Annotated in this window: 23 protein-coding genes; all 23 read right to left on the bottom strand. The window is 62.2% G+C overall.

Going from position 1 to position 20,847, the window contains the following annotated elements:
* Positions 1 to 28: 28 nt before the first annotated feature.
* Positions 29 to 601 (bottom strand): type II secretion system protein GspM, encoded by a 573-nt coding sequence (gspM, locus tag QY316_09140; protein ID WKZ32073.1) that lies wholly within the window; start codon positions 599 to 601, stop codon positions 29 to 31.
* Positions 588 to 1,931, bottom strand: a complete 1,344-nt coding sequence (locus tag QY316_09145) for a hypothetical protein (GenBank protein WKZ32074.1) — start codon at positions 1,929 to 1,931, stop codon at positions 588 to 590. Before QY316_09145 ends, gspM begins: the two co-directional genes overlap by 14 nt.
* On the bottom strand, positions 1,928 to 2,851 hold the full coding sequence (locus QY316_09150; GenBank protein WKZ32075.1) for a type II secretion system protein GspK: 924 nt from the start codon (positions 2,849 to 2,851) through the stop codon (positions 1,928 to 1,930). The genes QY316_09145 and QY316_09150 overlap by 4 nt, the downstream gene beginning before the upstream one ends.
* On the bottom strand, positions 2,848 to 3,426 hold the full coding sequence (locus QY316_09155) for a prepilin-type N-terminal cleavage/methylation domain-containing protein (protein WKZ32076.1): 579 nt from the start codon (positions 3,424 to 3,426) through the stop codon (positions 2,848 to 2,850). The genes QY316_09150 and QY316_09155 overlap by 4 nt, the downstream gene beginning before the upstream one ends.
* A complete protein-coding gene (locus QY316_09160; GenBank protein WKZ32077.1) occupies positions 3,419 to 3,784 on the bottom strand; it encodes a type II secretion system protein in 366 nt (121 codons plus the stop codon). Before QY316_09160 ends, QY316_09155 begins: the two co-directional genes overlap by 8 nt.
* Positions 3,781 to 4,206 (bottom strand): prepilin-type N-terminal cleavage/methylation domain-containing protein, encoded by a 426-nt coding sequence (locus QY316_09165; protein WKZ32078.1) that lies wholly within the window; start codon positions 4,204 to 4,206, stop codon positions 3,781 to 3,783. The genes QY316_09160 and QY316_09165 overlap by 4 nt, the downstream gene beginning before the upstream one ends.
* A complete protein-coding gene (gspG, locus tag QY316_09170; protein WKZ32079.1) occupies positions 4,193 to 4,648 on the bottom strand; it encodes a type II secretion system major pseudopilin GspG in 456 nt (151 codons plus the stop codon). The genes QY316_09165 and gspG overlap by 14 nt, the downstream gene beginning before the upstream one ends.
* Before the next feature lie 37 nt (positions 4,649 to 4,685).
* A complete protein-coding gene (locus tag QY316_09175; protein ID WKZ32080.1) occupies positions 4,686 to 5,897 on the bottom strand; it encodes a type II secretion system F family protein in 1,212 nt (403 codons plus the stop codon).
* Positions 5,898 to 7,592, bottom strand: coding sequence for an ATPase, T2SS/T4P/T4SS family (locus QY316_09180; GenBank protein ID WKZ32081.1), 1,695 nt, complete (start codon positions 7,590 to 7,592; stop codon positions 5,898 to 5,900).
* Positions 7,593 to 8,025: 433 nt separating this feature from the next.
* Entirely contained in the window at positions 8,026 to 8,394 is a 369-nt protein-coding gene (locus QY316_09185; protein ID WKZ32082.1) for a hypothetical protein, read from the bottom strand.
* Positions 8,379 to 8,984 carry a CehA/McbA family metallohydrolase gene (locus QY316_09190; GenBank protein ID WKZ32083.1) on the bottom strand — a complete coding sequence of 202 codons (606 nt, stop codon included), beginning with the start codon at positions 8,982 to 8,984 and terminating at the stop codon, positions 8,379 to 8,381. The genes QY316_09185 and QY316_09190 overlap by 16 nt, the downstream gene beginning before the upstream one ends.
* A 19-nt stretch (positions 8,985 to 9,003) precedes the next feature.
* A complete protein-coding gene (locus tag QY316_09195; protein WKZ32084.1) occupies positions 9,004 to 10,740 on the bottom strand; it encodes a hypothetical protein in 1,737 nt (578 codons plus the stop codon).
* A complete protein-coding gene (locus QY316_09200) occupies positions 10,737 to 11,510 on the bottom strand; it encodes a class I SAM-dependent methyltransferase (protein WKZ32085.1) in 774 nt (257 codons plus the stop codon). Before QY316_09200 ends, QY316_09195 begins: the two co-directional genes overlap by 4 nt.
* On the bottom strand, positions 11,503 to 12,495 hold the full coding sequence (locus QY316_09205) for a GNAT family N-acetyltransferase (GenBank protein WKZ32086.1): 993 nt from the start codon (positions 12,493 to 12,495) through the stop codon (positions 11,503 to 11,505). The genes QY316_09200 and QY316_09205 overlap by 8 nt, the downstream gene beginning before the upstream one ends.
* Positions 12,479 to 13,549 carry a glycosyltransferase gene (locus tag QY316_09210; GenBank protein WKZ32087.1) on the bottom strand — a complete coding sequence of 357 codons (1,071 nt, stop codon included), beginning with the start codon at positions 13,547 to 13,549 and terminating at the stop codon, positions 12,479 to 12,481. The genes QY316_09205 and QY316_09210 overlap by 17 nt, the downstream gene beginning before the upstream one ends.
* Entirely contained in the window at positions 13,546 to 14,394 is an 849-nt protein-coding gene (locus QY316_09215; GenBank protein WKZ32088.1) for a PIG-L family deacetylase, read from the bottom strand. The genes QY316_09210 and QY316_09215 overlap by 4 nt, the downstream gene beginning before the upstream one ends.
* Complete coding sequence (locus tag QY316_09220) at positions 14,375 to 15,271, bottom strand: beta-xylosidase (protein WKZ32089.1); 897 nt, start codon at positions 15,269 to 15,271, stop codon at positions 14,375 to 14,377. Before QY316_09220 ends, QY316_09215 begins: the two co-directional genes overlap by 20 nt.
* The gene (locus QY316_09225; protein WKZ32090.1) at positions 15,268 to 16,005 is read right to left on the bottom strand and encodes a TIGR04290 family methyltransferase; all 738 of its coding nucleotides are present in this window, start codon (positions 16,003 to 16,005) and stop codon (positions 15,268 to 15,270) included. The genes QY316_09220 and QY316_09225 overlap by 4 nt, the downstream gene beginning before the upstream one ends.
* Positions 15,992 to 16,738 carry a sugar phosphate nucleotidyltransferase gene (locus QY316_09230; GenBank protein WKZ32091.1) on the bottom strand — a complete coding sequence of 249 codons (747 nt, stop codon included), beginning with the start codon at positions 16,736 to 16,738 and terminating at the stop codon, positions 15,992 to 15,994. Before QY316_09230 ends, QY316_09225 begins: the two co-directional genes overlap by 14 nt.
* Positions 16,726 to 17,817: a glycosyltransferase gene (locus QY316_09235; GenBank protein ID WKZ32092.1), complete on the bottom strand. Its 1,092-nt coding sequence runs from the start codon at positions 17,815 to 17,817 to the stop codon at positions 16,726 to 16,728. The genes QY316_09230 and QY316_09235 overlap by 13 nt, the downstream gene beginning before the upstream one ends.
* 47 nt (positions 17,818 to 17,864) lie before the next feature.
* Positions 17,865 to 19,034: a zinc-dependent alcohol dehydrogenase gene (locus tag QY316_09240; protein ID WKZ32093.1), complete on the bottom strand. Its 1,170-nt coding sequence runs from the start codon at positions 19,032 to 19,034 to the stop codon at positions 17,865 to 17,867.
* 8 nt (positions 19,035 to 19,042) lie between these two features.
* A complete protein-coding gene (locus QY316_09245; GenBank protein WKZ32094.1) occupies positions 19,043 to 19,753 on the bottom strand; it encodes an SRPBCC family protein in 711 nt (236 codons plus the stop codon).
* On the bottom strand, positions 19,750 to 20,841 hold the full coding sequence (locus QY316_09250) for a glycosyltransferase (protein ID WKZ32095.1): 1,092 nt from the start codon (positions 20,839 to 20,841) through the stop codon (positions 19,750 to 19,752). Before QY316_09250 ends, QY316_09245 begins: the two co-directional genes overlap by 4 nt.
* Positions 20,842 to 20,847: the final 6 nt, after the last annotated feature.

Here is a 20,847-nt window from a genome sequence, read left to right on the forward strand (position 1 = left end):
CAGGCGTTTGGGCAAGGTCGCCTCCGCATCAGCTCGCAAGCTCCACTTTCCTTATGACCCCTTCGACCACGAGCGTAACGTCAAGCCTTCCGGGCTCGCGCTCTCCCCGCGACCGTATCCTTACCGACCTTACTCCCATTGCCGGACTGGAGCCCTTCATATCCGAAAGGAGCTCCTTCAATTCCGAGATGCCGGCCCTGAACCGGAACTCAACCGGCACGCCGACGTATCTCCCCCTGTCAACGGTCTTGAGGGCGCGCTCGGAAGATATCCTTATGCCGCTCCTGGCGGAATGGTCCCTGAACGCGCCCTGAAGGTGCGCGGCCCCGAGCGACGGCGTCGTGCCGGGAAGAAGCCCCTCTTCGAGCTTTTGAAGCTCCTCCGTCTTTTTCTCCACAAGCTCCTCCAGTTCATCGGCTCGGTCGACGAGGTCGGCCCAGACGACAAGCTCCCCGCTCTTCAACCGGGCCTCCTCTTTCATGCCTGAGTAATACTCGGAAACCGAGCCTGCGGCCAGGAACGCGACAAGCGCAGCGGCCAGAAGGTATACCGCCGAAGGCACTTTCCCGGCCCGGGACCGGAGCCCGTCACCTCCGCGCATCGGCTTCCTCCCCGGCCGGGTTGTTGACCCTGAACCGTATCCTGAAGCGCTCCTTCCCGTCCGGCCCTGCGGTGACCGGGCCGTCGAACTCGATTGAGCTGCCGAGCCCGGAGCGTTCAAGCGCCATGAAAAGCCCTGAGGCCTTTCCTGAGGCCCCCTCGACCTCTATCGTCTTCCCGTCGTATTCCATCCCGGTCAGATAGGTGTCGGACGGGGTGGCCTCGGTAAGCCTCTTCAAAATCTCCAGGAACTCCGGAGCGCCCTCTCCCCTGACCTCGCGGAAAACGCTTATGTCTGCCTCTATGGCTGAGAGAGCGGCGGTAAGCGCCTGGGCCCTGCCCCTCTCAGGCCCGAGCTCGGCAAGCGCCCTGTTGAGCTTCCTTAGCGTGAGCGCTTCGTTCACCAGAAAGAACGCGGGAAGGAGGAGCGCGAGCCCGAGCGCACCGCCTGCCGCCGTCAGTGCCGCGCCCCTGGCCTTAAGCGCGCCCTTCGACCTCGGCTGAAGGCCGGCTGACCTTGCTTTCCTGTCGAACAGAAGGAGCGCGGCCCCGTTCGCAACGGATATGGCCGGCGCATCATCGTATCCGGAAACCTCAAGCCCAGTTTGCCGGGCTGCCTCCTGTGCCTCTTCCGCCTGCCGCGAATCCCCGCCTTCGCATACTATGAAACAGCGGCTCAGGGCCCCTTCCGCCGCCATCGATGCGAACCTGAGCTCCCTCTCGAACGCGCCCCGCCCGGCAGCCTTGAAGGAGCGGGAATAGCACGGCGTTCTGGCTCTTGCCCATGCGATTATTTGGACCCCGTCCTCCTTTATTGCGAGCAAAGCGGCCCCGAGAGGAGGCGCTTTGCTCGCACGGGAGAGCGCCTTCAGGACGGCCCTTTCCGCGGTAGTCACAAAGAGGAGGCGCAGCCCGGCGCTCTCAAGCGCCTTAAGCGTCATCTCGACTGTCTCCGAAGGCGCTGCGGAAAAGAGCAACAGCTGACTCTCCGGCCCCGACTCGATCTTTTCGAATGAGTACGCCCATTCCGACGAATCGGAAGGCAGGTGCTTTTCGAGCTCAAAGGCCAGCACCCCCCGGAGCGAATCCCCCCCGGCGGGAGGCAGCCCTATCGACCTTGAGACATAGCCTCCAAAGGGAAGCGCAACAGAGACCCCAAGCCCCATGAGGCGCTTCCTCTCCGCGTATTCCTTGAGCCCTGCGGCCCTTTCATCGACGCTTCCATCGAGCGTAAAGGCCCTTTCAGCCCTTAGCCCCGAGGCCTTCCTCCTCAGGTGAAATGCATTCCAGCGGCGCTTTCCCGCCTCAATGCCTATCGCGTTCAGTATCAACGGTACCCGACCCCATGCTCGCGCCAGGAGATGAAGACCGCGTCCTTTCCGCCGGGCTTTTTCGCTATGGCGGCCTCTATCGTGTACCGGATGCCGCCCTTTTCGCCGGTCGAGGTAGCGACGAAGAACTCCGAGGTGACGAGCCCGCCGTGCGACCTGATACTCATGAAGCCCTCGGTCTTTCTCTTGAGGAGTATCTCGTTCGCGACCCCGGGCCCGTAAACGGCCGAAAGCACCGTCTCGCCCGCGGTATTGAGGTTCAGTCTGCCGTCCCCGTGCACGGTAACGAGCCTCCCGATGCCGCCATTCCCGCCGTCCCGCCCGTAAAAGAACTCCCGGCTTACGCCCTTCACGAGCAGCAGCTCTTCCGTGAAATCGAAAGGGCCGTCCTTTGAGCCGTAGGGGAAAGGCAGCGAGCCGTAATAGTCGTCCTCGGCGCCGTTCATGTGATAGTCGCCGTTTTCGTCACGCCAGTCGATTATGGAATCGGTTATCGAGTCCCTCGCGGCCTTGTCCGCTCCGGAAAGGCGCAGAAGCTCGTCGATTACACCCCGCTGGGCCGTGTTCAGGTTTACCTTGGCCCGCTCGTCCTCTATTCCGTATGAGACCGTGCCCTCTCCCAGCTTGAACTCCCTTTTGGAAGGAAGCGGATGAAATCCGTCCGAAGTCTTTTCAAGGAACACGAGCCCGGCCTCGCTTGACGCCACCACCTCGTAGTCTGCCGAGACCTCGGCAGCCGCCATGTACACCCCTGCCACCGCGAGCGCCCATGCAGAGGCCTCGTCCTCGAAGCTCGATGTCGCGGCGCTTTCAATCCTCATCGTGTACACGAACCCAGGCGCTATGAGGAACATGAGCGCAAGGAGCCATAAGACCAGCACGAGCGAGAGGCCTCTTTCGGAAGCGCGGGCGGCCTTCAATCACCTGCCCCGCTGCCTTTCCCGGCCATGAGCGCCGTCTCGAATGAGACCGGAGCGCCGCTATTTCCTGAAAGCCTCACCCTCACCATTTGAGGGAGCTTCTTCGTGAGCGCCGCGTCCCACTCATCGCGCCACGCGCCGTCGCCGAAATAGGCGAACTCCAGGGCCGCGGCAGCGCCTGCCACGACTGAACGCTTTCCGCCCCCGTCCGCGAGCGGGAGAGCGGATTCTTCCAGCAGAAGCCCCTCTCCCGTGGCCGAATACCGTATGAGCACCGCGCCGCCCCAGGGCACGCCGGGAGAAACGGTCCTCCCCGAAGTGACGAAGGCGATGCTTTCCGGGCCGCCGAGGAAGATGATTTCCCCTTCCCCGTCCCTGTATGGGTAAGCTGACGCGAGCGTTTTCCTCATCTCGCCCGAGACATACCTTTTCATGAACGCCTCTTCCGCCGCCCTGTCGCCGCTCTCCCAGACCCCTAGCCCGAACCTCAGGGCTGCAAGGGCGGTAAGGGCGATTACAGCGACGACCGAGATTGAGATTAGGACCTCCAAAAGGGTGAATCCCCTTTTATCCACCAGAGAGGCCCTTTAACGAAATGAGCCTGAACTCGGCCCCGGAGGCGAGGTCCGTCGTCGTGACGACCACCTTGAGCAGCCTGGGAGCGCCGTCTACAGCCGCGCCGTAAGGATAGGCCTCCATCCTCCAGGCGAACCCGTCGCCCGTGACCCCTTCGGAGACGCCTTCTTCCATAAGCCCCTCGAACATGGACCCGAACCTCTCACTGGCTGCGAGAACAAGCCCTGTCCGGCCGTTCGCCTCCTTGGCGAGCCTGAGCCCGCCGGCTACAAGCGCAAGGAGCACGCCCAGGGCCGCCCCCATGATGGCAATGGAGGCCATGACCTCTATAAGGGTAAAACCGTTTTTATCCTTCACTCGCCTGCGGCCTCGACCCTCACTCGGCCCGAGCCGTCTAGTACGAGCCTGTATGCGGCCTCTCCGTATTTCACGTCGAACTCAGCGGGGCTTGAAGTGCCTGCCGGAAAGAACGCGGCCTCGGATCCCCTGACCTCCCCGTTCCCTTGAGGGAGCGCGACCTCTTTCACCGTCCCTATTCCGTCACGTATGGCGAGTACGCCGCCGGTATAGACCGCGTAATGGACTGCCCTGTCCCTTACGGCCCTTATCCGGGCGTCTTCCAGCCCGGCCTTGAGCGTACGCACGGCCGATTTGGCCCTGAAACCTTCCAGCCCCGGGGTAATGGAAGGCGCCACAAATGCCGCCGCCACCCCGATGATGACCAGCACAAGGAGGAGTTCCAGGAACGTAAAGCCCCCTGGCCTTCTACAGGCCGCCATCGAGGCTTCTCCAGCTTACGATGTCCGTGGCGTCTCCCTCGCCGCCTGGCGCGCCGTCTGAGCCGAAGGAGACTATTTCGTACTCCTCGCGCTCGCCCGGCGACCTGTACATGAACTCCCGTCCCCAGGGGTCTTTTGGTATCTCCTTCCTCAGATATGGCCCCCGCCAGCGCTCTATATTCATCGGGTTCTCCCGGAGCGCGGCCAGGCCTTCAACCGTCGTCGGGTATCTCCCCGCGTCGAGGCGGAACTGGTCAAGGGCCGCCCCGAATAGCTCTATCTGGACCTCTGCGGCCTTGATCCTCGACCGCTCGACTTTTCCGAGGAACCTGGGGGCCACAAGGGCCGCAAGGAGGCCGATGATAACGACCACGACCATGAGTTCGACGAGCGTGAAGGCGCGCTCTGACGAAACAAAGGCCGTTTTCCCGGCGTGCCGCATCTCGCTCCTTTCCTTTAAGACCCGCGGAGGGGCGCCCCTAAAGGGGGATGTCGTTAAGGCTGAAGACCGCAAGGAGCATCGATATGACGATCGAGCCGACGATAAGGGACATGACGAGTATTATGGCGGGCTCAAGCGTAGAGACTGCCCTCTTGACCGAAGTCCTTATCTCGTGCTCGTAGTCCGAAGCTACTTTAAGGAGCATCTCATCGAGTCTACCGGTCTCCTCGCCGACCGCGAGCATGTGGGAGGCGAGCCTCGGGAAGGAGCCGGTTTCCGCGACCGGGGCCGCCACTCCCCTTCCCTTCCTTACCCCTTCGAGCACCGGGGCAAGGTCTTTTTCCATCGCCACGTTCCCCGTAGACCTGACAGAGAGGCCGAGGGCCTCGATAATCGGCACGCCGGACTTAAGGAGCATCCCGAGCGTCCTTGAAAACCTCGCGGCAGCCGCCTTCCCAAGTATCGGACCGAGTATCGGCAGGGAGAGCTTGCGGCGGTCGAGCCAGAGCCGCCCATCCGGGCTGCCGCGGAACCTCTCAAGCCCGAGCCATGCGAGCCCAAACGCGAGCGGCAGGACCCAGAACCACGAAGAGAGGAAACGCCCTGCCGCAACGAGCGCCACAGCCGGAAGCGGCGCGGCCCCGCCGAGGTCCTCGAAGATCATTGCGAACCTCGGCACGACGAAGATGAGCATGAAGACCACGGCCCCGCCGCCGAAAGTCGTAAGGAGCAGGGGGTATACAAGCGCCGACCGTATCTCGTCCTTCAGCCTCTCGGTCTCCTCAAGATACGCGCCGAGCCGCTTAAGGCAATCCTCTAGCGTGCCGCCGGCCTCCCCTGCCCTGGCGGTATTTACATAAAGTGCCGGGAACTCCACGTTACGCTCAAGGCAGTCCGCCAGCGGCCTCCCGCCCCGGACTCCATTGAGTACGTCGCTTATGACAGCCGTGAAAGAGGCGTCCTCCTCAAGCTCGGCAAGGAGCGCGAGCGACTTATCCAGAGGTATGCCGGCCTCGAGCATGCTCGCGAGCTGGTGCGTGAACGAGGCTACGCGCCTGCAGCCGGCCTTCCTCTTGAAAAGGGACCTCCCTTTCGGCTCTTTTTCCGTCCGGGCGGCCCTGGACGCGGATGAAGGATAATAGCCCATTGAGCGGAGCCTATCGGCAAGGTCCCGCTCGTCCCTGGCCTTGAGCCTCCCCCTTATCTCCTTTCCGGACCGGTCTACAGCCTTGTAGCTGAATGTCTCCATTTACTGAAGGGTAACCCGTTCCACCTCTTCCACCGTGGTAATTCCCGAGATGACCTTGTCCCAGCCGTCGGACCTCAATGGCGCCATGCCCTCCGAGATGGCGGCGCGCTTGATCGCCGCTGCCCCCTGCCGCTCTACCGTAAGCTCCCGGATCCTGTCAGTCACGGCCATGAGCTCGAATATCCCGGTCCGGCCCCTGTAGCCGGTCCCGCCGCACTCCGCGCAGCCGCCGCCCCTCGCAAGGACTGCGATGCGTTCAGGAGGAACCCTTGCTTCAATGAGGAGCTTGAGTTCCCTCTCAGACGGGGCATAGCTCTCCCTGCAGGCGGGGCAGATGACCCGCACGAGCCTCTGGGCGAGCACGCCGAGGAGGCATGAGGAGATGAGATACCCTTCGATGCCCATGTCCAGGAGCCTTGCCACCGCGCCGGCGGCGTCGTTCGTGTGCATGGTCGAGAGTATCAGGTGCCCGGTAAGGGCCGAATGGACGGCTATTTCGGCCGTCTCGGCGTCCCTTATCTCGCCCACCATTATTATGTCAGGGTCCTGCCTCACGATTGAGCGGAGGCCGTTCGCGAAGGTCAGGCCTATGCCCGGCTTGACCTGTATCTGGTTCACTCCCTCGAGCTTGTACTCTATCGGGTCCTCGATGGTTATGACCTTCCTGCTGCAGGTGTCCATCCTGGAGAGGGCCGCATAGAGCGTGGTCGTTTTCCCGCTCCCGGTCGGGCCGGTGACCAGTATCATCCCGTGCGGCTGGGCGGCGAGGGCGGAGAAGGCGTCCCTTGTTTGCCCGGGAAAGCCGAGGCCATCGAGCGCGAGCGCGGGGTCCGGGTCAAGGAGCCTCATTACGATGCTCTCGCCGTAGAGGGTCGGCACCGTCGAGACCCTTATGTCGACCTCCCTGCCCGAGGCCGTGTGCTTTATCCTGCCGTCCTGGGGAAGCCTCCTCTCGGCTATATTGAGCCTGGCCATTATCTTGACCCTCGAAGAGACGACCGGATGGAGCCTTCCGGGCAGGGTCTCCGAGAGGTGGAGGACGCCGTCGACCCTGTACCTGATATTCAGCCCGCCCTCGAACGGCTCTATGTGGATGTCGCTTGCGCGCCTCTCAACCGCCCTCGCGATCACGAGGTTCACGAGCTCTATTACCGGGGCCTCGAGCGCGGCCTCCTTGAGCCCCTCCATTTCGTCACGGTCCCTGCGGGCCTGGCCCGTCTCCTTCTCGTCGAGGTCGCCGATCAGCTCGTTCATTTCCCTGCCCCGGCTGCCGTAACTCCTTTCAATGAAATCGAGTATCTGCCCCGGCGCCCCGAAAGCCAGCTCTACCTCCATGCCGGTAAACGCCTTCAGGGCCTCGGCAGGGAAAGGGTCCTGCGGGCGCGCCGAGGCGACCAGAAGCGTTCCGCCTTCGACTGCCACCGGGACCACGCGGTTCTCTTTCAGGAAAGCGCAGGCAGGCTGCCGCCCTAAAGGGACAGGCCCCTCCGGGAAATCCTTTTCCACCACCGCCCGCACTCCCAGGGAGCCCGCTACCTGAAGCGCGAAATCATCGGCCGAGATGAAACCCAGCCGCGCGAGCGCCTCTCCGGTCATGCGTCCTGTCCGCGACCCTTCATCCAGCGCGGCCAGGAGCATCTCCTCCGTGATGAGAGAGAGCCTCATGAGCCTCTCGCCGATCCTCTCGCGGCACATAGGCAGAAGGGCGCCCGACCCTTTTCGCTCAATTACGGACAAAGGGCGGCGGTGCACCGGCTGAATTTTTTCCGGGCCAAATTGCCTCGTTATGCCTGCAACGGCTGTCGATAAAGGATGAAAGGAAACGCCTGGCGACTCCACCCTTCGCATTGCCGGCCCGCAGGCCGGACCAGTATGGAGTTGGAGCCCGCTATCGGTTTTCACGTGCGGGTGGAGGCGTCAAGCGTATTCCGGCCAGGCCAGAGCCCGTGGCCGGGTTTCAGGAAAAAACGCGCTTGGCTCAGGTCAAGGCCGGTGATCGGCTACCGGCGATTTTGGTTGTTTATGGAAGTTAGCGCCCGCCGCGGCAGGGCGCATGGGAAGAACCACGGCATCGACGAAATAACTCTATACCATCTTTTCCGGTTGTCAATGGAGCGGAGTAAAATGTTCAGCCGCGGACTACAGCTGCGGAAGAAAATTTTCCAATCACCACGAGGACGCTGTCGCCGGGCTTTAGTATGTTACCGTGATTGGGGATCGTTACGCGCGAAGTTCCGCTCTCGTACCTCAAGGGGCAGCTCAGCCACACGCCCGTCCCCTGGTGGACTACCGCTACCCTGTCGCTCCCGGACAAGGCGCGGACGAGCCCGCCGGGCCCGGTCTCTTCGAGGATTATGACCGCCGTGCCGTCCCCTTCAAGCTCCACCCCCTTGAGCTCGGCCCGGTTCGCGCCTGAACGGTCCTCGCACGAGGCCAGGAAGAGCAGGCATAAAATGGCGAGCGCAAAAGGACGCGCTTTAATCAGGGCCTCGCGCATACGCCCCTGTAGCGCCCTGACTTCAGGGCCGCGGCCAGGCCGTCCTCCGTTACAATGTCGAGGAATTCCGTATAGCACCTGCCCACGTCCTCCTTGCCGTGAGAGTCGCTCCCGCCCGTGGCCGGCAAGCCCAGGGACATGGCCGCGCGCAGGGCCTTCTCGTTCTCACCGGCGGTGTTGTGGCCGTTGAACGCCTCTATTGCGGTAATTCCTTGCACCATTGAAAGGTCTGTTTTGAAAGGGCCCGCGCCCCTGAAAGGGTGCGCGACTATGGCGACCGCCCCCCTGGGCTCAAGGTACGTCAGTACCTCGGAGGCCGGCGCGAACATGCCGAGGTCCATGAAGCCGTTGTCTGTTATGCCGAAAAGAAGAAGGTGCCCTTCGGCGGCGTCGTATTCGGCGCCCCTGAATATCGTAATCCTCCCCGAATACTCGCGCTTCAGCTCCTCGGCCCTAAGGCTTGCCGAATACGAATTGTGCTCGGTGAAAACTATGCCGTCGAGGCCGGCGGCTATCGCGGCCTCTATCACCTCCTCCGGCCCGGAGGCGCTTTCATAGGTGAACGCATGGTTATGAATGTCTATCTTCAATAACCTCAATCCCGCTATCTCAATCCGCCAGCCAGAGGAGCTCCCTTTTGAGCCTCGAGGCGTAGCGGTGCGCGAGCGACCTGAACCTCGGCCCCTCGGGTGTTGCGGCAAGCTCCTCCGAGGCGAAGGACGAGTAACCGAGCCTGAACGCCAGATAGGCTATGAGATATAACCGGAAGCGCTCGCTTCCGACCGTGTCGCCGGAAGCGGCCGCGTACCTCGAAAGCATGTAATTGAGCTCCATCGGGTTCATCTCGAACTCCACGGCGGCCATCGCCAGGTCCCATGCTATGTCCTGGCAGGCCGGAAAGAACTGGTCGAGGTGGTGGTCCAGGCAATCGGTTTTCCTGTACCCCTTTGACGTGATGATCCACTCGAAAGGGAACATCCTGCCGTCCAGCTCGATCGGCTCGAAACCCTCGTAGACGCCGCGCATGCGTTCGAGTGGGGCCGCTTTCACAGCCCAGTCCTCCCCAAGCCCCAGGGTGATATTGCGGGCGGCCATGCCGTGGAACTCCTCGAAGCTCATCCTCTCGCACGCATGGAAGTTCCTTTTGAGGAAGGCGCTGTACCTGGCTATTTCGTCGAGGAGGATCTGGTTCAACTCCCTTTCCGTGACCGGCCTGCCCGGGACGAACTCCTGCACCACGAACCCGTTCGTGAAGCCGGAGACCGGGGGCATGAGGCCCTCCCCGGCAAGGAGCCCGGCCCTTTCGAGCTTGGAGACACCGTACCTGCCGTGCCCCGCGAACTTTAGCAACAGGGTCTTCCCGCCGGCTCCCCTGCCCAGGTACTTCCTCCTCTCGTGCCTGGGATGCGCGGCCGGGTAATCGGCCCCGTCCTGGTAAAAAAGCCCCCGCCACATCCCGGCGGAGATGTCCATCGGAGCGGACTCAAGGCCCGCCTCCTTTTCGAGCCTCCCGCTTTCGAGCCAGACCTTCTCGAAAAAAGAAACGTACTTGGGATGTCTGTCCCACACTTCCCGGGCCGAATTCGAGAGGAATGAACTGCCGTCCGGAAGCCAGCTCGGGAAAATGACGATATTTTTCTCGGGCACCCCGAGGCCCAAGAGTTTCCGGGCAACAGACGAAAAGGACGAGCCGGACAGGCCAGGCCCCTCGTCGACCATGATAAAGGCGCTCCCCCTCAGGCAGCTTACGATCTCCTCCAGCTCAGGCGTGAAGAAAGCCTTTCTCTTGAAGGGGTGCCCCCTGGGCCTGAGCGTAAAGGAGACTACCTGGCAGCCGAGCGATTCAAGAGCGGCGGAGACTACCGAAGAGAGGCTCGCGCCTATGCTCCTTAATCCGATGCACACCACATGGCAGCGCCCGCGCTCCCTGAAGAAGTCGCGCGCGGATTCTACATAGACCTCGGGAAAGAGGCCGTAATGCGCATAGCCTTCGGGGATGCGGGTCTCCATCCTATCCGGGAGCCCGGTCATGAGGGCGGCGGAAAGGAGGTCCTTGAAAAGCGCGGCCCATTTCCCGGCCTCGTCATTTCTCCCTTCCCAGGAGGCGCAAAAAAGGCGTCCTGCTGCCAGGGAGGCGTTCCGGAGTGCGCCGCTCTCCTCGCGTATCCCGTCCCGTTCGGGAAAGATGGCGTCGGCAAGGCCGGACTCGAACCTCCCGGCCTCCATGAGAAGCTCGGTTGCGTGCTCGTGGCTAAGTCCTTTTCCGGCAAGGTCCGCGAGGGCGAACAGCTCATCAGCGAACGGCTTGGTATCCTTCGTCTCCAGGGTCTTCCTGTACACTATCAACCAGGCCCCACCTCCCTTTTTTTAGCCCTTATGAACACCCTCCCCGTGCCCTCGTCCGCCGGCATGTCGAAATCTACTCCCGCCCGGCTGACCTCGATACCGCTAAAGCCGCAGGATTCAAGGGAAGAGACCACTTCGCCGAGCGGGTGGAACCTCTCAGTGACGGTCACGTCGTCTCTTTTCCAGCCGCCGTCGTCCCTGAAGAGCGTAAGCTTCACGCTTGCCATGCGCGTCGGGCGGTCGTATGTCCCGCAGATGAGGCATGCGTTGTCATCCTCGAGGAAAAAGCCCGATTTTTTCCACATCACCTCGTAAGCCTCCTCGAGGAGAAGGTCGAACGCGAAGACCCCGCCTTCGCAAAGCGACGCTTCCACGTTCCTGAATACGCGCTCGAGGTCCAGCGGCTCCATTATGTGGTTCATGCTGTCGAAGGTAGAGACCACGGCGTCGAACCGGGCCGGCAAAACAAGCGTCCTCGCGTCAGCCGCGAAAAAGCCGGCTCCGGGCGTTTTCCTTTTCGCGAACCTGAGCATCTCAAGCGAGCAGTCCGCCCCGACAACCTTGAAGCCCCGGTCGAAGAGCATCCTCGTAAGGTGCCCCGTTCCGCAGCAGAGGTCCAGGACCAGTGCCCCGGGCGGAAGCTCGGACAAAAGCACCTTGTCGAGGGCGGCCATGACGAAGCTGTGGAAGTTATAGCCGCTCCCGCCCCAGTACCTGTCGTAAAACCACGCCAGGCAGTCGTAAGGGGAATTGTCTCTCGTTTCACCCATGCTCTATCACCAGTGTCGAGTTTCTTTTCTCATCCGGCCCCCAGGCGTATTTGTACTTCTCGCCGCCCCTAAGGAAATCCAGCTCCCTTACGCCCTCCTTTACCGCGTCCTCCACGGCGCGCCGGAGTATATGCGCTCCCGGGCTGAATTCAAGGAAAGCGGGGTCGAACCCGCCAAGGTACGCGTACATGCGTTCGCGGTGGATGAAGGCGTACAGGGCCGCTAAATCAATGCCCCTGTATCTCATCCTGTAGAGCCTGAGGATGCCTTTCCCGAGGAGGCCCGAGGCGGCCTCCTCGTGGAAAGACCTGAGCTCCGGCCCGCTCAGGACGCCTGTCCCGCCGAGAGCCCGCCATCTCATATCATGCAGGCGGAAGAACGCATCCATGAACGCTGAAAGATTACCCCAGCCTGCGGTCTCGACCAGAAGCTCTCCGCTTTCCTCCAGCATCCTTCTCGTGCGCTTGGAGCCGTTCTTCCCGCTTCGCGGCCCACGCCTCCCGAGCTTATCCGCCCTGTCCGGGAGGCTCACGGTGAGGCAGGGCTCGCCTGCGCTTCTTGAGACGTTGAGGCCGAAAGGCGGGGCAGCGGCAAGGAGCTTGGACCCGGACCGGAGCTCGTAAAGGGCGCACCTTCTCCAGCTGTCTTTTCTCCTCAGAAGGCATTCAAAAAAGACCGACGCCGCTTCATCCCCGATTTCAGGGACTGCCAGCATGTCCAGGTAATCCGAAACGCCCGTCCCGATGAAGGCCGCCTCCTCGCCGCGGAGCATCAGGGGCAGAAGGGCCGAGAGCACCCCGCTCTGCCTCAGGGCCAGGACAAAGGGCCTGCCGTTCCCGAGATGCCTCATCCAGGGCAGAAGCCACCCCGGCGACTGGAACGGGGTGGCTGCGGGGCACTTATCGAAAAGAGAATCCCACTCAGGGGCGAGGTCTTCAAGCCTCTCTTTGTCGGAGACCTCCTCTATCTCAAACACCTCTCCCATTCCATCTTCCCCCGTTCCTCCTGATATTGATAATCCTCCTGTAGAGGTCAATGTAACGACCTGCCATAAGGGTAGACGAAAACGTGCGGGAGGCCTGCATGCAGGCGTCCGAAGAGATGGTGCCCGCCCTCCTTATGGCCCTCGCCATACCCTCCACCCCTTGCACAAGGAACCCGGTCCTGCCGTGCTCGACCACCTCAACGAGGGCGCCTGCAGGGAAGGCTATTACCGGAGCGCCTGCCGCAAGGGCCTCCATCGCGACGAGCGAGCTAGTCTCTGGCACGATTGATGGTATGAGGACGCACCGCGCTCCTGCAAGGAGCCGCCTTTTCCTGTCGAACCCTGCAGGGCCGGCGAACCAGAAGCCCTTGTCCCCGAGCTTCGGAGCGATATTCTCCTTGAAATACTCCTCGTGCTCGGGGTAGGGGAAAACGGCCCCGGCCAGGACAAAAGGCGCCCCGGCCATTCTCGCGGCCTTCATCGCGATGTGGAAGCCCTTTTCCGGGCATATCCTCCCGAGCGAGAGCGCGTACTGCCTTCGCCTGACCGCGGCCTTAAGCCGCTCAACCGGAACGCCGTTCCGGATAGTGCAAACGACCTCGAGCCATTCCGGCGCATCGTCCCTCTGGGTGGCCGAGACGCAGTTAAAAAAAGTATGTGGCCGCCCGGTGCGGAAAGCCTGCTCGGGATACCACTTGAGCGGCAGATGGAGCGTCACGAGGAGGGGCACGCCCGCAGCCGGCATATAATCGTGGAAGTCAAGGCCGTGCATGTGGACAATGTCTATCTTCCAGTGCCGGAGGGCGAAGCCTATGGCCTTCCTGTAGAGCCCGTGGATATAGGACCGGACCTGCCAGTCTATCCTGCCCTTTACGAACGGGGCCGGTATGAGCGTCCCCTCGACCTTCGAGCCCTCGGGGGCTATGACGACCGAGCCCCATCCTTCGGATACGAGCGCGGCGTCGAGAGAAAGCAGCACCTGTTCGGCCCCGCCGGGCGTATCGGGCCTGACCTGCGCGAAGGGAAAGGAGACCCCGAGGACCACAGGCTTCACATCGGGCTCCCCAGCCCAAGCTCCTTCATGGCCCCGGAGGCGAGCTCTCTCCATTCCTTTCCGTCGATGCCCCAGTCGAACTGCTCGTAATGGAGCCTCCCCTCGTGAGGAGGCGCGGTAAAGTCGTAGGCCGGGGCCGGCCTGAACCTCTCTGTCTGCAGCGGGAACATGCTGAGCACCGCGGACTGTGTTACGAAACAGTCCACCATCAGGCCCTTTATCCGCCTGTCCTCCTCGGAGAGCATGAACGTTATCTCGTCGAATCCCTCCCTCGGTATGAACTCGAGCGAGGTCAATTTGCCGTCCATGGCGTTGTACAGCGCATACTCTATGATCGGCGGCGGGTGGTCGCCCCCTTTACGGATAAGACCGGCCGCCGCGTGCGCGGCAAAAGAGACCGAGTCATGGTCCGGATGGCCGCCCTCATAGGATGGGACAAGGACCGATTCAGCCCCGGTACCGATTATCGCGTCCCTGAGCTTGAGGGTTATCTCAGCGAGATGCGACCCGGCCTCCCTGTCAGGCACCCAGGGCGGGAAGCAGTCCTCCGGCCTTATGCCCGCCAGCGAAAGGGCGGAGAAAAGCTCCCTCCTCCTCGCATCGGCATACTCCCCGGCGGAGCCGAAGCCGTGCGAGACGGCGTCTGCCATGTCCCTCGGCGCGCCGTCGGTTACGTGGACGAACAAGGCGCGCTCCAGGTGCCTCAAAAGCGCCCCCGCGCCGGCGACCTCGTCATCCGGGTGCGCCGCCACGACGAGCGTTTTTCCGCCGAATATGTCCTTCACGAACTCCCTCACGTAGCCCATGAAGGAGGTCCTTATGAACCTAAGCTCCCGCGTGCGCATATCTCCTGACCATTGCCGAGCAGAATTCAGCGAATTCCTCGGGCCTGGAAGGCGGACTCGTGTGGTCGGGCCTCAAGCCCCTCGAATCCGGGGTGAAGCAGAACGTGAGCGTCAGGTCGAATTCCTCGAGCGCCCTCATCTGCCTGTCGAACCAGGCGCCGGCGTTCGGGCGGAAGCTGTCTGCCCAGCTGAGCCCGGTCCTGAGCTTCCTAACCCCGAGCCTCCTGAGCCAATTGACCGCGCCCTCGAGCCTGTGGTCCTCGAAATGGAACCACTGGCAGATGCCGAGGCTGGGCGCGTACTCTGTAAAGAGCCTCAAGGCCCTCTTGGGCGTCCCGTCCTCTCGGAGGAGCCCCATGTAAAAATGCCTGTAATATGCAGAGCCCTCGGCCTCGCGGTGCCTGGTCGTGGCGGGCCATGTCCTCGGGAGGTCGTAGAGGCTGTACCAATGTATCCGCTCCGCCCTCCCGATAAGGAGTTCGGCCGACCGCTTGAGCCCGAACTCCTGGACCTCCTCTGCCCCGAAGGTCGATACCCCCACCTCGGAAACCCATACGGGCAGGTCCGTGACGGCCTGTATCTCGGAAATCTTCTCCGGCCATTCGTGAATGGTCCAGTGGTTCCAGTCGAGAGGGAAGCCGTGGACGGCCACTACATCGATTGAATCGAGCACCCCCTTGCCCTTGAGGTTCGTTATAAAGCCCGGGTCAATGGGCGATATGCCTCCCAGCACCTTCCGGACCTCGCCGTCCTCAGCGGAGACCGCCTCTGAGGCGAGCTTCACCATGCCGGAGTATATGGCCCAGTCCGGGTCGAGGTGGAAGTCCCAGTGCGACAGGTTATTCGGCTCGTTCCAGAACATCACCGCTTCGATCACGGCGTCCCGAACCCCCTTTCCGACCTTCCGCAGATATAGACCTCTTCCTCGGGGCGGCTCATTATCCTGAAGCCGGAGCTCCTGAGCATGGCCTCCACGCACGACCTGTTCGGAAGCCACCAGTTCGTGGGGTCGCCGGAGTAGCTCTTTTCCATGAAATAGAGCTTCGGAAAACAGGGCCTGTCGAAAACGCCCGTCTCGGAAAAAGGATAGTCGTCCTCCGTCTCCTCGACATCGCCGCAGCCCCGGAGCATCGACTGGAATACCATGAGGTCCGAGACAGCGTACTCATGAAGGAGGTCGAGCGCTAATAGCGGGTGCCTCAGGTGATACAGCACGCCCATGAATAGCACTATGTCGAACCTCTCCCTGAGGTCCGGCACCTCGTAGACCGACATCTTCATGAAATCGACATCGACGCCCCTCACGCGGGCCGCGAAGCGGGCCTGCTCGAGATAGAGCTCGTCGATGTCTATTCCCAGGACCCTTGTCGCCCCCCTCTCCTTCATCTCTATGGAATAAAAGCCGGCGTTGCAGCCCACGTCCAGCACCGTAGAGCCCTCGAGGCTTTCAGGAATGGCGTGCGAGAACTTCCTCCATTTGACCATGGGGTAGTCGCCCAGGAAATGCCCGGGCGCGGTAAAGACCCCCTTGAGCTCTATGTTCTGGAACCAGGGGCCCAGTTCCCTGACCCTTCTCTCTACTTCATCGGGCGTCAGCTCATTGCTTCCCATCCATCGTTTCTCCGGGCGAGCCAAGGAGCCTCATTGCCTCCCTATAGCCGTTTATCGTGCCGACGTCCACATACGAGCTGCCGCCCCTCACGCCGACGGCCCTGCCCCCTGACTCAAGATAGGCGTTCACGAGCGTGCCGATGTACTCGTCTTCCTTTCCCCTTGCGAGCCAGAGTCCGTACAGCTCCGCCAGGACAGCCCCGCTCAGCTTGAAGGAGCCCCAGACCCAGTTGGTCGAGGCCCGTTTCCGCTTTACCTGCACCTCGACGACTCCGCCCGCCTCGTCAAGGACGACGGCGTCGAAATATTCAGGCGAGCCGACGGGGAAGAGGAGGAAGGAAAGGCCGTCCTCGCCGAGCGAGCTGAAGCCGTCCTCAGGGAACCATATGGTGTCCGGAAGGCCCACAAGCACATGCTCGCCGGGGCCCACGAGCGGGAGCGCCCTGAAAATGGAATCGCAGAGGCCGCGCGGCTCGGGCTGCACCACGTAGCATATGCTAGCCCGCCCTATATGGCCGCCGTAATACTCGAGTATGTCGGATTTGCCGGGCGAGATTATGAAACATATCTTCGTTGCCCCGGCCATGAGCATCCGGTCAAGAAGGTATTCGCTTACGGCCCTGGGGCGCTCGTCCGTGCCCTCTCCTCGGCTACCCACCGGGAGGAGCTCCTTTGAGAACGCCAACGGCTGTATCCTCGACCCGGCGCCTGCCGCCGGGATTATCCCCCACATGCCTCTCCCTTTCCGCGGAGCGCCTCTTCCATAAGCCTTTCGAATTCGGCGACCCTCTCATGGGACGTATGCTCCGCCAGCGCCCGCTCCCTTGCCCTTCTCGAGATCCTCTTCCTCTCCGCCCAGGTCATGCTCAGCGCTTCCCTTACGTCGTCCGCCGAGCGCACTATGGCTATCTCCGAGCCCGGCGCGAAGAAACCGTCAATGCCCTCCCACCAGTCGCTGAGGACAGGGCTGCCGCATGCCGCCGCCTCGAATAGCCTTCCCGAAGGGCACCAGCCGAGCCCGGCCATCGCGCCCCTTGTGACATTGAGCGTCCATGCGGCCGACGAATAAAAGGCCGGGTGCATGGGCGGCGGCACGTGCCTTACGAAGTACATGTTTTCAGTCCAGGGAAAGCTTTCCGGATAAAGCGAGCCGCCGAGCACGAACCTTTTCCCCGGGGCCGTCCTGGCCGGCTTTACGAAAAGCTCGATGAGCGCGGCCTGCCTGTCCTCGGAAAAGGTGCCGAGGTACGAAAGGTCCGCCCTGTATTCCTCCACGCCCGAAGAAGGGAAATGAGAAGCCGGATCCACGCTCCCGTAGAGGGGCTCCGCCCTTCTCGCGCCCAGGAGCGACTTAAGCTCTTTGAGGGCCCTTCCGCCCGTGTAGCTCAGGACGATATCGAAGCCGCCGAGCCCGTCCACCGGCAGATAACCGGCCCTTTTGCCTTCCTTCAGGCCCTTCAGCGTCACCGGCGTATCCAGGTCGTAAAAACACTTTATCCGCGCGCCTGAAGAGAGGAGGAGGCCCGAGGCCTCTACCCCGTCGGGGCAGTACGAAGTCACCATCCCGACGTCGGAGTCCTTAAGCTCTTCCGATGCCCTGCCCCTTATGCCGTCCCAGTCTTTATAGATGACGAGAGAGGCCCACGGCGGCGCATCGAGGTCCCTGTGGGACGCGTAATACGGCGCGTCCTTCTCGAAAAATACGACCTTGTGCCCCCGCCCGTTGAGCGCCTTTGCGAGGCCCCGCCAGATGGTGGCGTGCCCGTTGCCCCATGACGAGCTCATCGTAAGCCCGAAGACCACGAGCTTCATCCCGGCTCCTTAAAGCGTTTTTTCGGAAGCTAACGTCCATAACCGGCTCATGGCTTAAGGACCACCTTTACGCAGCCGTCCTCCTTGTGCTTGAAGACCTCGTAGGCGATGGGGCCTTCCTCAAGGCCGAAACTGTGGGTTATGACGTCCGAGGGGTCGGCCTTGCCGTCCTCGACGAGGTTGAGGAGGCGTGGCATGTACTTCTGCACATGGGTCTGCCCGCCTTTGATTGTGATGCCCTTGTTGAAGGCCGCTCCGACCGGGACCTTGTCCACATACCCGGCATAGGCCCCCGCGATCGAGACCGTCCCGCCCTTCCTGCAGGCGAGGATGGCCTGGCGTAGAGCGGTGGGCCTGTCGGTCTCGGCCCGGAGCTTATTTTTAACCGCGTCGTAGACCCGGCCGTGGCCCTTGCCGTGCGCCTCCATGCCCACGGCGTCTATGCAGGCGTCGGGCCCCATTCCGCCGGTTATGTCGCGGAGCGCCTCGTCTACGTCCACGTCCTCGTAATTGAGGGCTACGGCGTCCGCGAGCCTGGAGGCGAGGCCGAGCCTTTCAGGGAACCTGTCTATCGCGATTACCCTTTCAGCCCCCAGAAGTGACGCGCTCTTCATGGCGAGAAGCCCCACCGGTCCCGCGCCCCATACCGCGACCGTGTCCCCTTCCTGTATGGAGCAGTTCTCCGCGGCCATGTAGCCGGTCGGGAAGACGTCGCAAAGGAGGACCGCCTTCTCGTCGGATACGCTCTCCGGGAGCTTCAGGAGTCCCGAGTCAGCGAAGGGGACCCTTACGTACTCGGCCTGCCCCCCGGCGTAGCCGCCGAAGAGATGCGAGTAGCCGTAGATGCCTGCCGGCGAATAGCCGTAGAGGGCCTCAGCCGCGTAAGCGTTCGGGTTCGAGTTGTCGCAGAGCGACCATAGCTCCCTTTCGCAGAAGAAGCACCTGCCGCACGAGATGGTGAACGGGACGGCGACCCTGTCTCCGGGGCGGAAGCCTTCGACCCTTCCGCCCACGTCCACGACCGTGCCCACGAACTCGTGACCGAGTATGTCGCCCCTTTCCATCGAGGGCACATGGCCGTTATAGAGGTGGAGGTCCGAGCCGCAGACCGCGGAAAGCGACACCCGCACAATGGCGTCCCTCGGCCCGAGTATCTCAGGCTCCGGGACTTCCATGACCCTCAAGTCACGCTTGCCGTACCAGCACAGGGCTTTCATCGCTTCTCCTATTCCCCGACCGCGCGGCCCCGGACCTGGCCCTCGGTGGTGGGGACTTCCCCGGTCTCCATTATCTGCTTGAACCTCCTGAGCTCTTCGCGTATCTGCCTGAAGGATATTGCGGCAAGCAGCCTCTGTACAGGCGCGGAGGCGCCGTCGCCCGGGAGGTTGTATATCATGTGCACCCGGAGCTCCGTGCCCCTGTGGCCGGGCGCGGTGCTGAACTCGACCATGCCCTCGCTCTCAATATCCGAGAAGGGGAGCGACTTCCATGCTATGTACTCGTTCTCCCTTTCTCCGGTTATTTCCGCGTCCCATTCGACTTTTATGCCGCCGGGCGCGCTCGCCACCCAATGGGAGCGCTTGTCGTCTATGACCCTTACCTCTTCTATGTGCCTCATGAACTCCGGGATGTTGCCGAGGTTCCTCCAATATGAATAAATCTCGTGGACTGGCCTGTTTATGATGACGCTCTCGTCTATCTCTATGGCGCGCCTGGCCGTGCTGACGCCAATTTTCTCGTAAAGGTTGCAGCGGCCCGTCGAGCCCCTGTACATTAGATATCCTCCGGCGAGCGCGGTAGCGAGTCCACCGAGCCTGCCTTTCCTCACGCCCCTGGCCGCCATATAGCCTCCGAGGAGGACAGAAAGAAGCCGCTCCGACGGGCCTACGTTGACGTCTTTCCCGGTCTTCGGGTATCTGGGTTCGTAGCGTGTCATTTCACTACCTCCTGTTTTTTTAGGACGCGGGCCATGAAGCCCTCCAGCTCGTCCACCCTGTGGACGGCCGTGTGGCCCTCAAGCACCCTTTGCCTCCCCCTTTCGCCGATCTTCCGGACCTCCTCGTCGGGGGTCTCCCTGAGGTGCCTCATGGTGTCTTCCGGAGACCTTGAGACGAGTATCTCGGTCCCGGGTGTGAAGAACCTGTCCAGCCCGACCCACCAGTCTGAAATGACCGCTGTGCCGCAGGCTGCGGCCTCGAAAAGCCGTACGCTCGGCGAATAGCCTGCCCGCACCATGTCCGCCCTGGTTATGTTCATCGTGAACTTCATCGAGTTGTAGAATGAGCGGTGCCTGCCCGGCGGCAGGTGCTCTATCCTCTCGACGTTCGCGGGCCAGTCGATGCCTTCCGGGTAGAGCGGCCCGGCTACTATGAAGCTCCCCTCGAGCCTTCTTGCAGGCTCGAGGAGAAGCGAGTCGAGCGCTTCCTGCCTGTCCGCGCTGTATGTGCCTATGTAGCCGATATCCCAGGCATTGGGAGCACGCGAAGGCCTGTAAAACTCAGTATCGACCGAACAATAGAGGGGCCTCGCCATGGGCGAGCCGTATTCGCTCTCTATCCTTTCGAGTATCGGCCCGCCCGTGAACGAAAGGTAGATGTCGAACCTGGATATGAGCTCCGGGGTAAGGTACTCGCAATCCCCTCTTCTGAGCCTCGATAGCGTCACGGGGGTATCTATGTCATAGAACGCCGCCGCGCCCCGGGAGATACCCAGCACCCAGTCCGCCACAATTGCGCCCTCCGGCACATACGAGCCCACCATCACGAAATCAGCCTCGCTTATTTCCCGGCAGAAGCGATCTTTAAGCTCCTCCATCGACGAATATAGCCCGGTCCTCCCCCACGGCGGCCTTTCGAGGTCGCGGTTGTCGCGGTACCACGGCACGTCCCGCTCGAGGAAGAGGACGTCGTGCCCCCTGGCGGAGAGCTCCCTTACGAGGCTCCTGTAAGTGGTTGCGTGCCCGTTCCCCCAGGACGAGGTTATCGAAAGCCCGAGCATCACGATCTTTACAGGCTCTAGCGCCATTTGCGC

This window comes from Thermodesulfobacteriota bacterium (assembly GCA_030583865.1).
Taxonomy (GTDB): domain Bacteria; phylum Desulfobacterota; class GWC2-55-46; order GWC2-55-46; family GWC2-55-46; genus UBA5799.

Coding starts and splice junctions, on each gene's coding strand:
- gspM (WKZ32073.1), bottom strand. CDS start 601: ATGCGCGGAGGTGACGGGCTCCGGTCCCGGGCCGGGAAAGTGCCTTCG.
- QY316_09165 (WKZ32078.1), bottom strand. CDS start 4,206: ATGGCGGCCTGTAGAAGGCCAGGGGGCTTTACGTTCCTGGAACTCCTC.
- gspG (WKZ32079.1), bottom strand. CDS start 4,648: ATGCGGCACGCCGGGAAAACGGCCTTTGTTTCGTCAGAGCGCGCCTTC.
- QY316_09175 (WKZ32080.1), bottom strand. CDS start 5,897: ATGGAGACATTCAGCTACAAGGCTGTAGACCGGTCCGGAAAGGAGATA.
- QY316_09180 (WKZ32081.1), bottom strand. CDS start 7,592: ATGTGCCGCGAGAGGATCGGCGAGAGGCTCATGAGGCTCTCTCTCATC.
- QY316_09185 (WKZ32082.1), bottom strand. CDS start 8,394: ATGCGCGAGGCCCTGATTAAAGCGCGTCCTTTTGCGCTCGCCATTTTA.
- QY316_09200 (WKZ32085.1), bottom strand. CDS start 11,510: ATGGGTGAAACGAGAGACAATTCCCCTTACGACTGCCTGGCGTGGTTT.
- QY316_09205 (WKZ32086.1), bottom strand. CDS start 12,495: ATGGGAGAGGTGTTTGAGATAGAGGAGGTCTCCGACAAAGAGAGGCTT.
- QY316_09215 (WKZ32088.1), bottom strand. CDS start 14,394: ATGCGCACGCGGGAGCTTAGGTTCATAAGGACCTCCTTCATGGGCTAC.
- QY316_09225 (WKZ32090.1), bottom strand. CDS start 16,005: ATGGGAAGCAATGAGCTGACGCCCGATGAAGTAGAGAGAAGGGTCAGG.
- QY316_09230 (WKZ32091.1), bottom strand. CDS start 16,738: ATGTGGGGGATAATCCCGGCGGCAGGCGCCGGGTCGAGGATACAGCCG.
- QY316_09235 (WKZ32092.1), bottom strand. CDS start 17,817: ATGAAGCTCGTGGTCTTCGGGCTTACGATGAGCTCGTCATGGGGCAAC.
- QY316_09240 (WKZ32093.1), bottom strand. CDS start 19,034: ATGAAAGCCCTGTGCTGGTACGGCAAGCGTGACTTGAGGGTCATGGAA.
- QY316_09245 (WKZ32094.1), bottom strand. CDS start 19,753: ATGACACGCTACGAACCCAGATACCCGAAGACCGGGAAAGACGTCAAC.
- QY316_09250 (WKZ32095.1), bottom strand. CDS start 20,841: ATGGCGCTAGAGCCTGTAAAGATCGTGATGCTCGGGCTTTCGATAACC.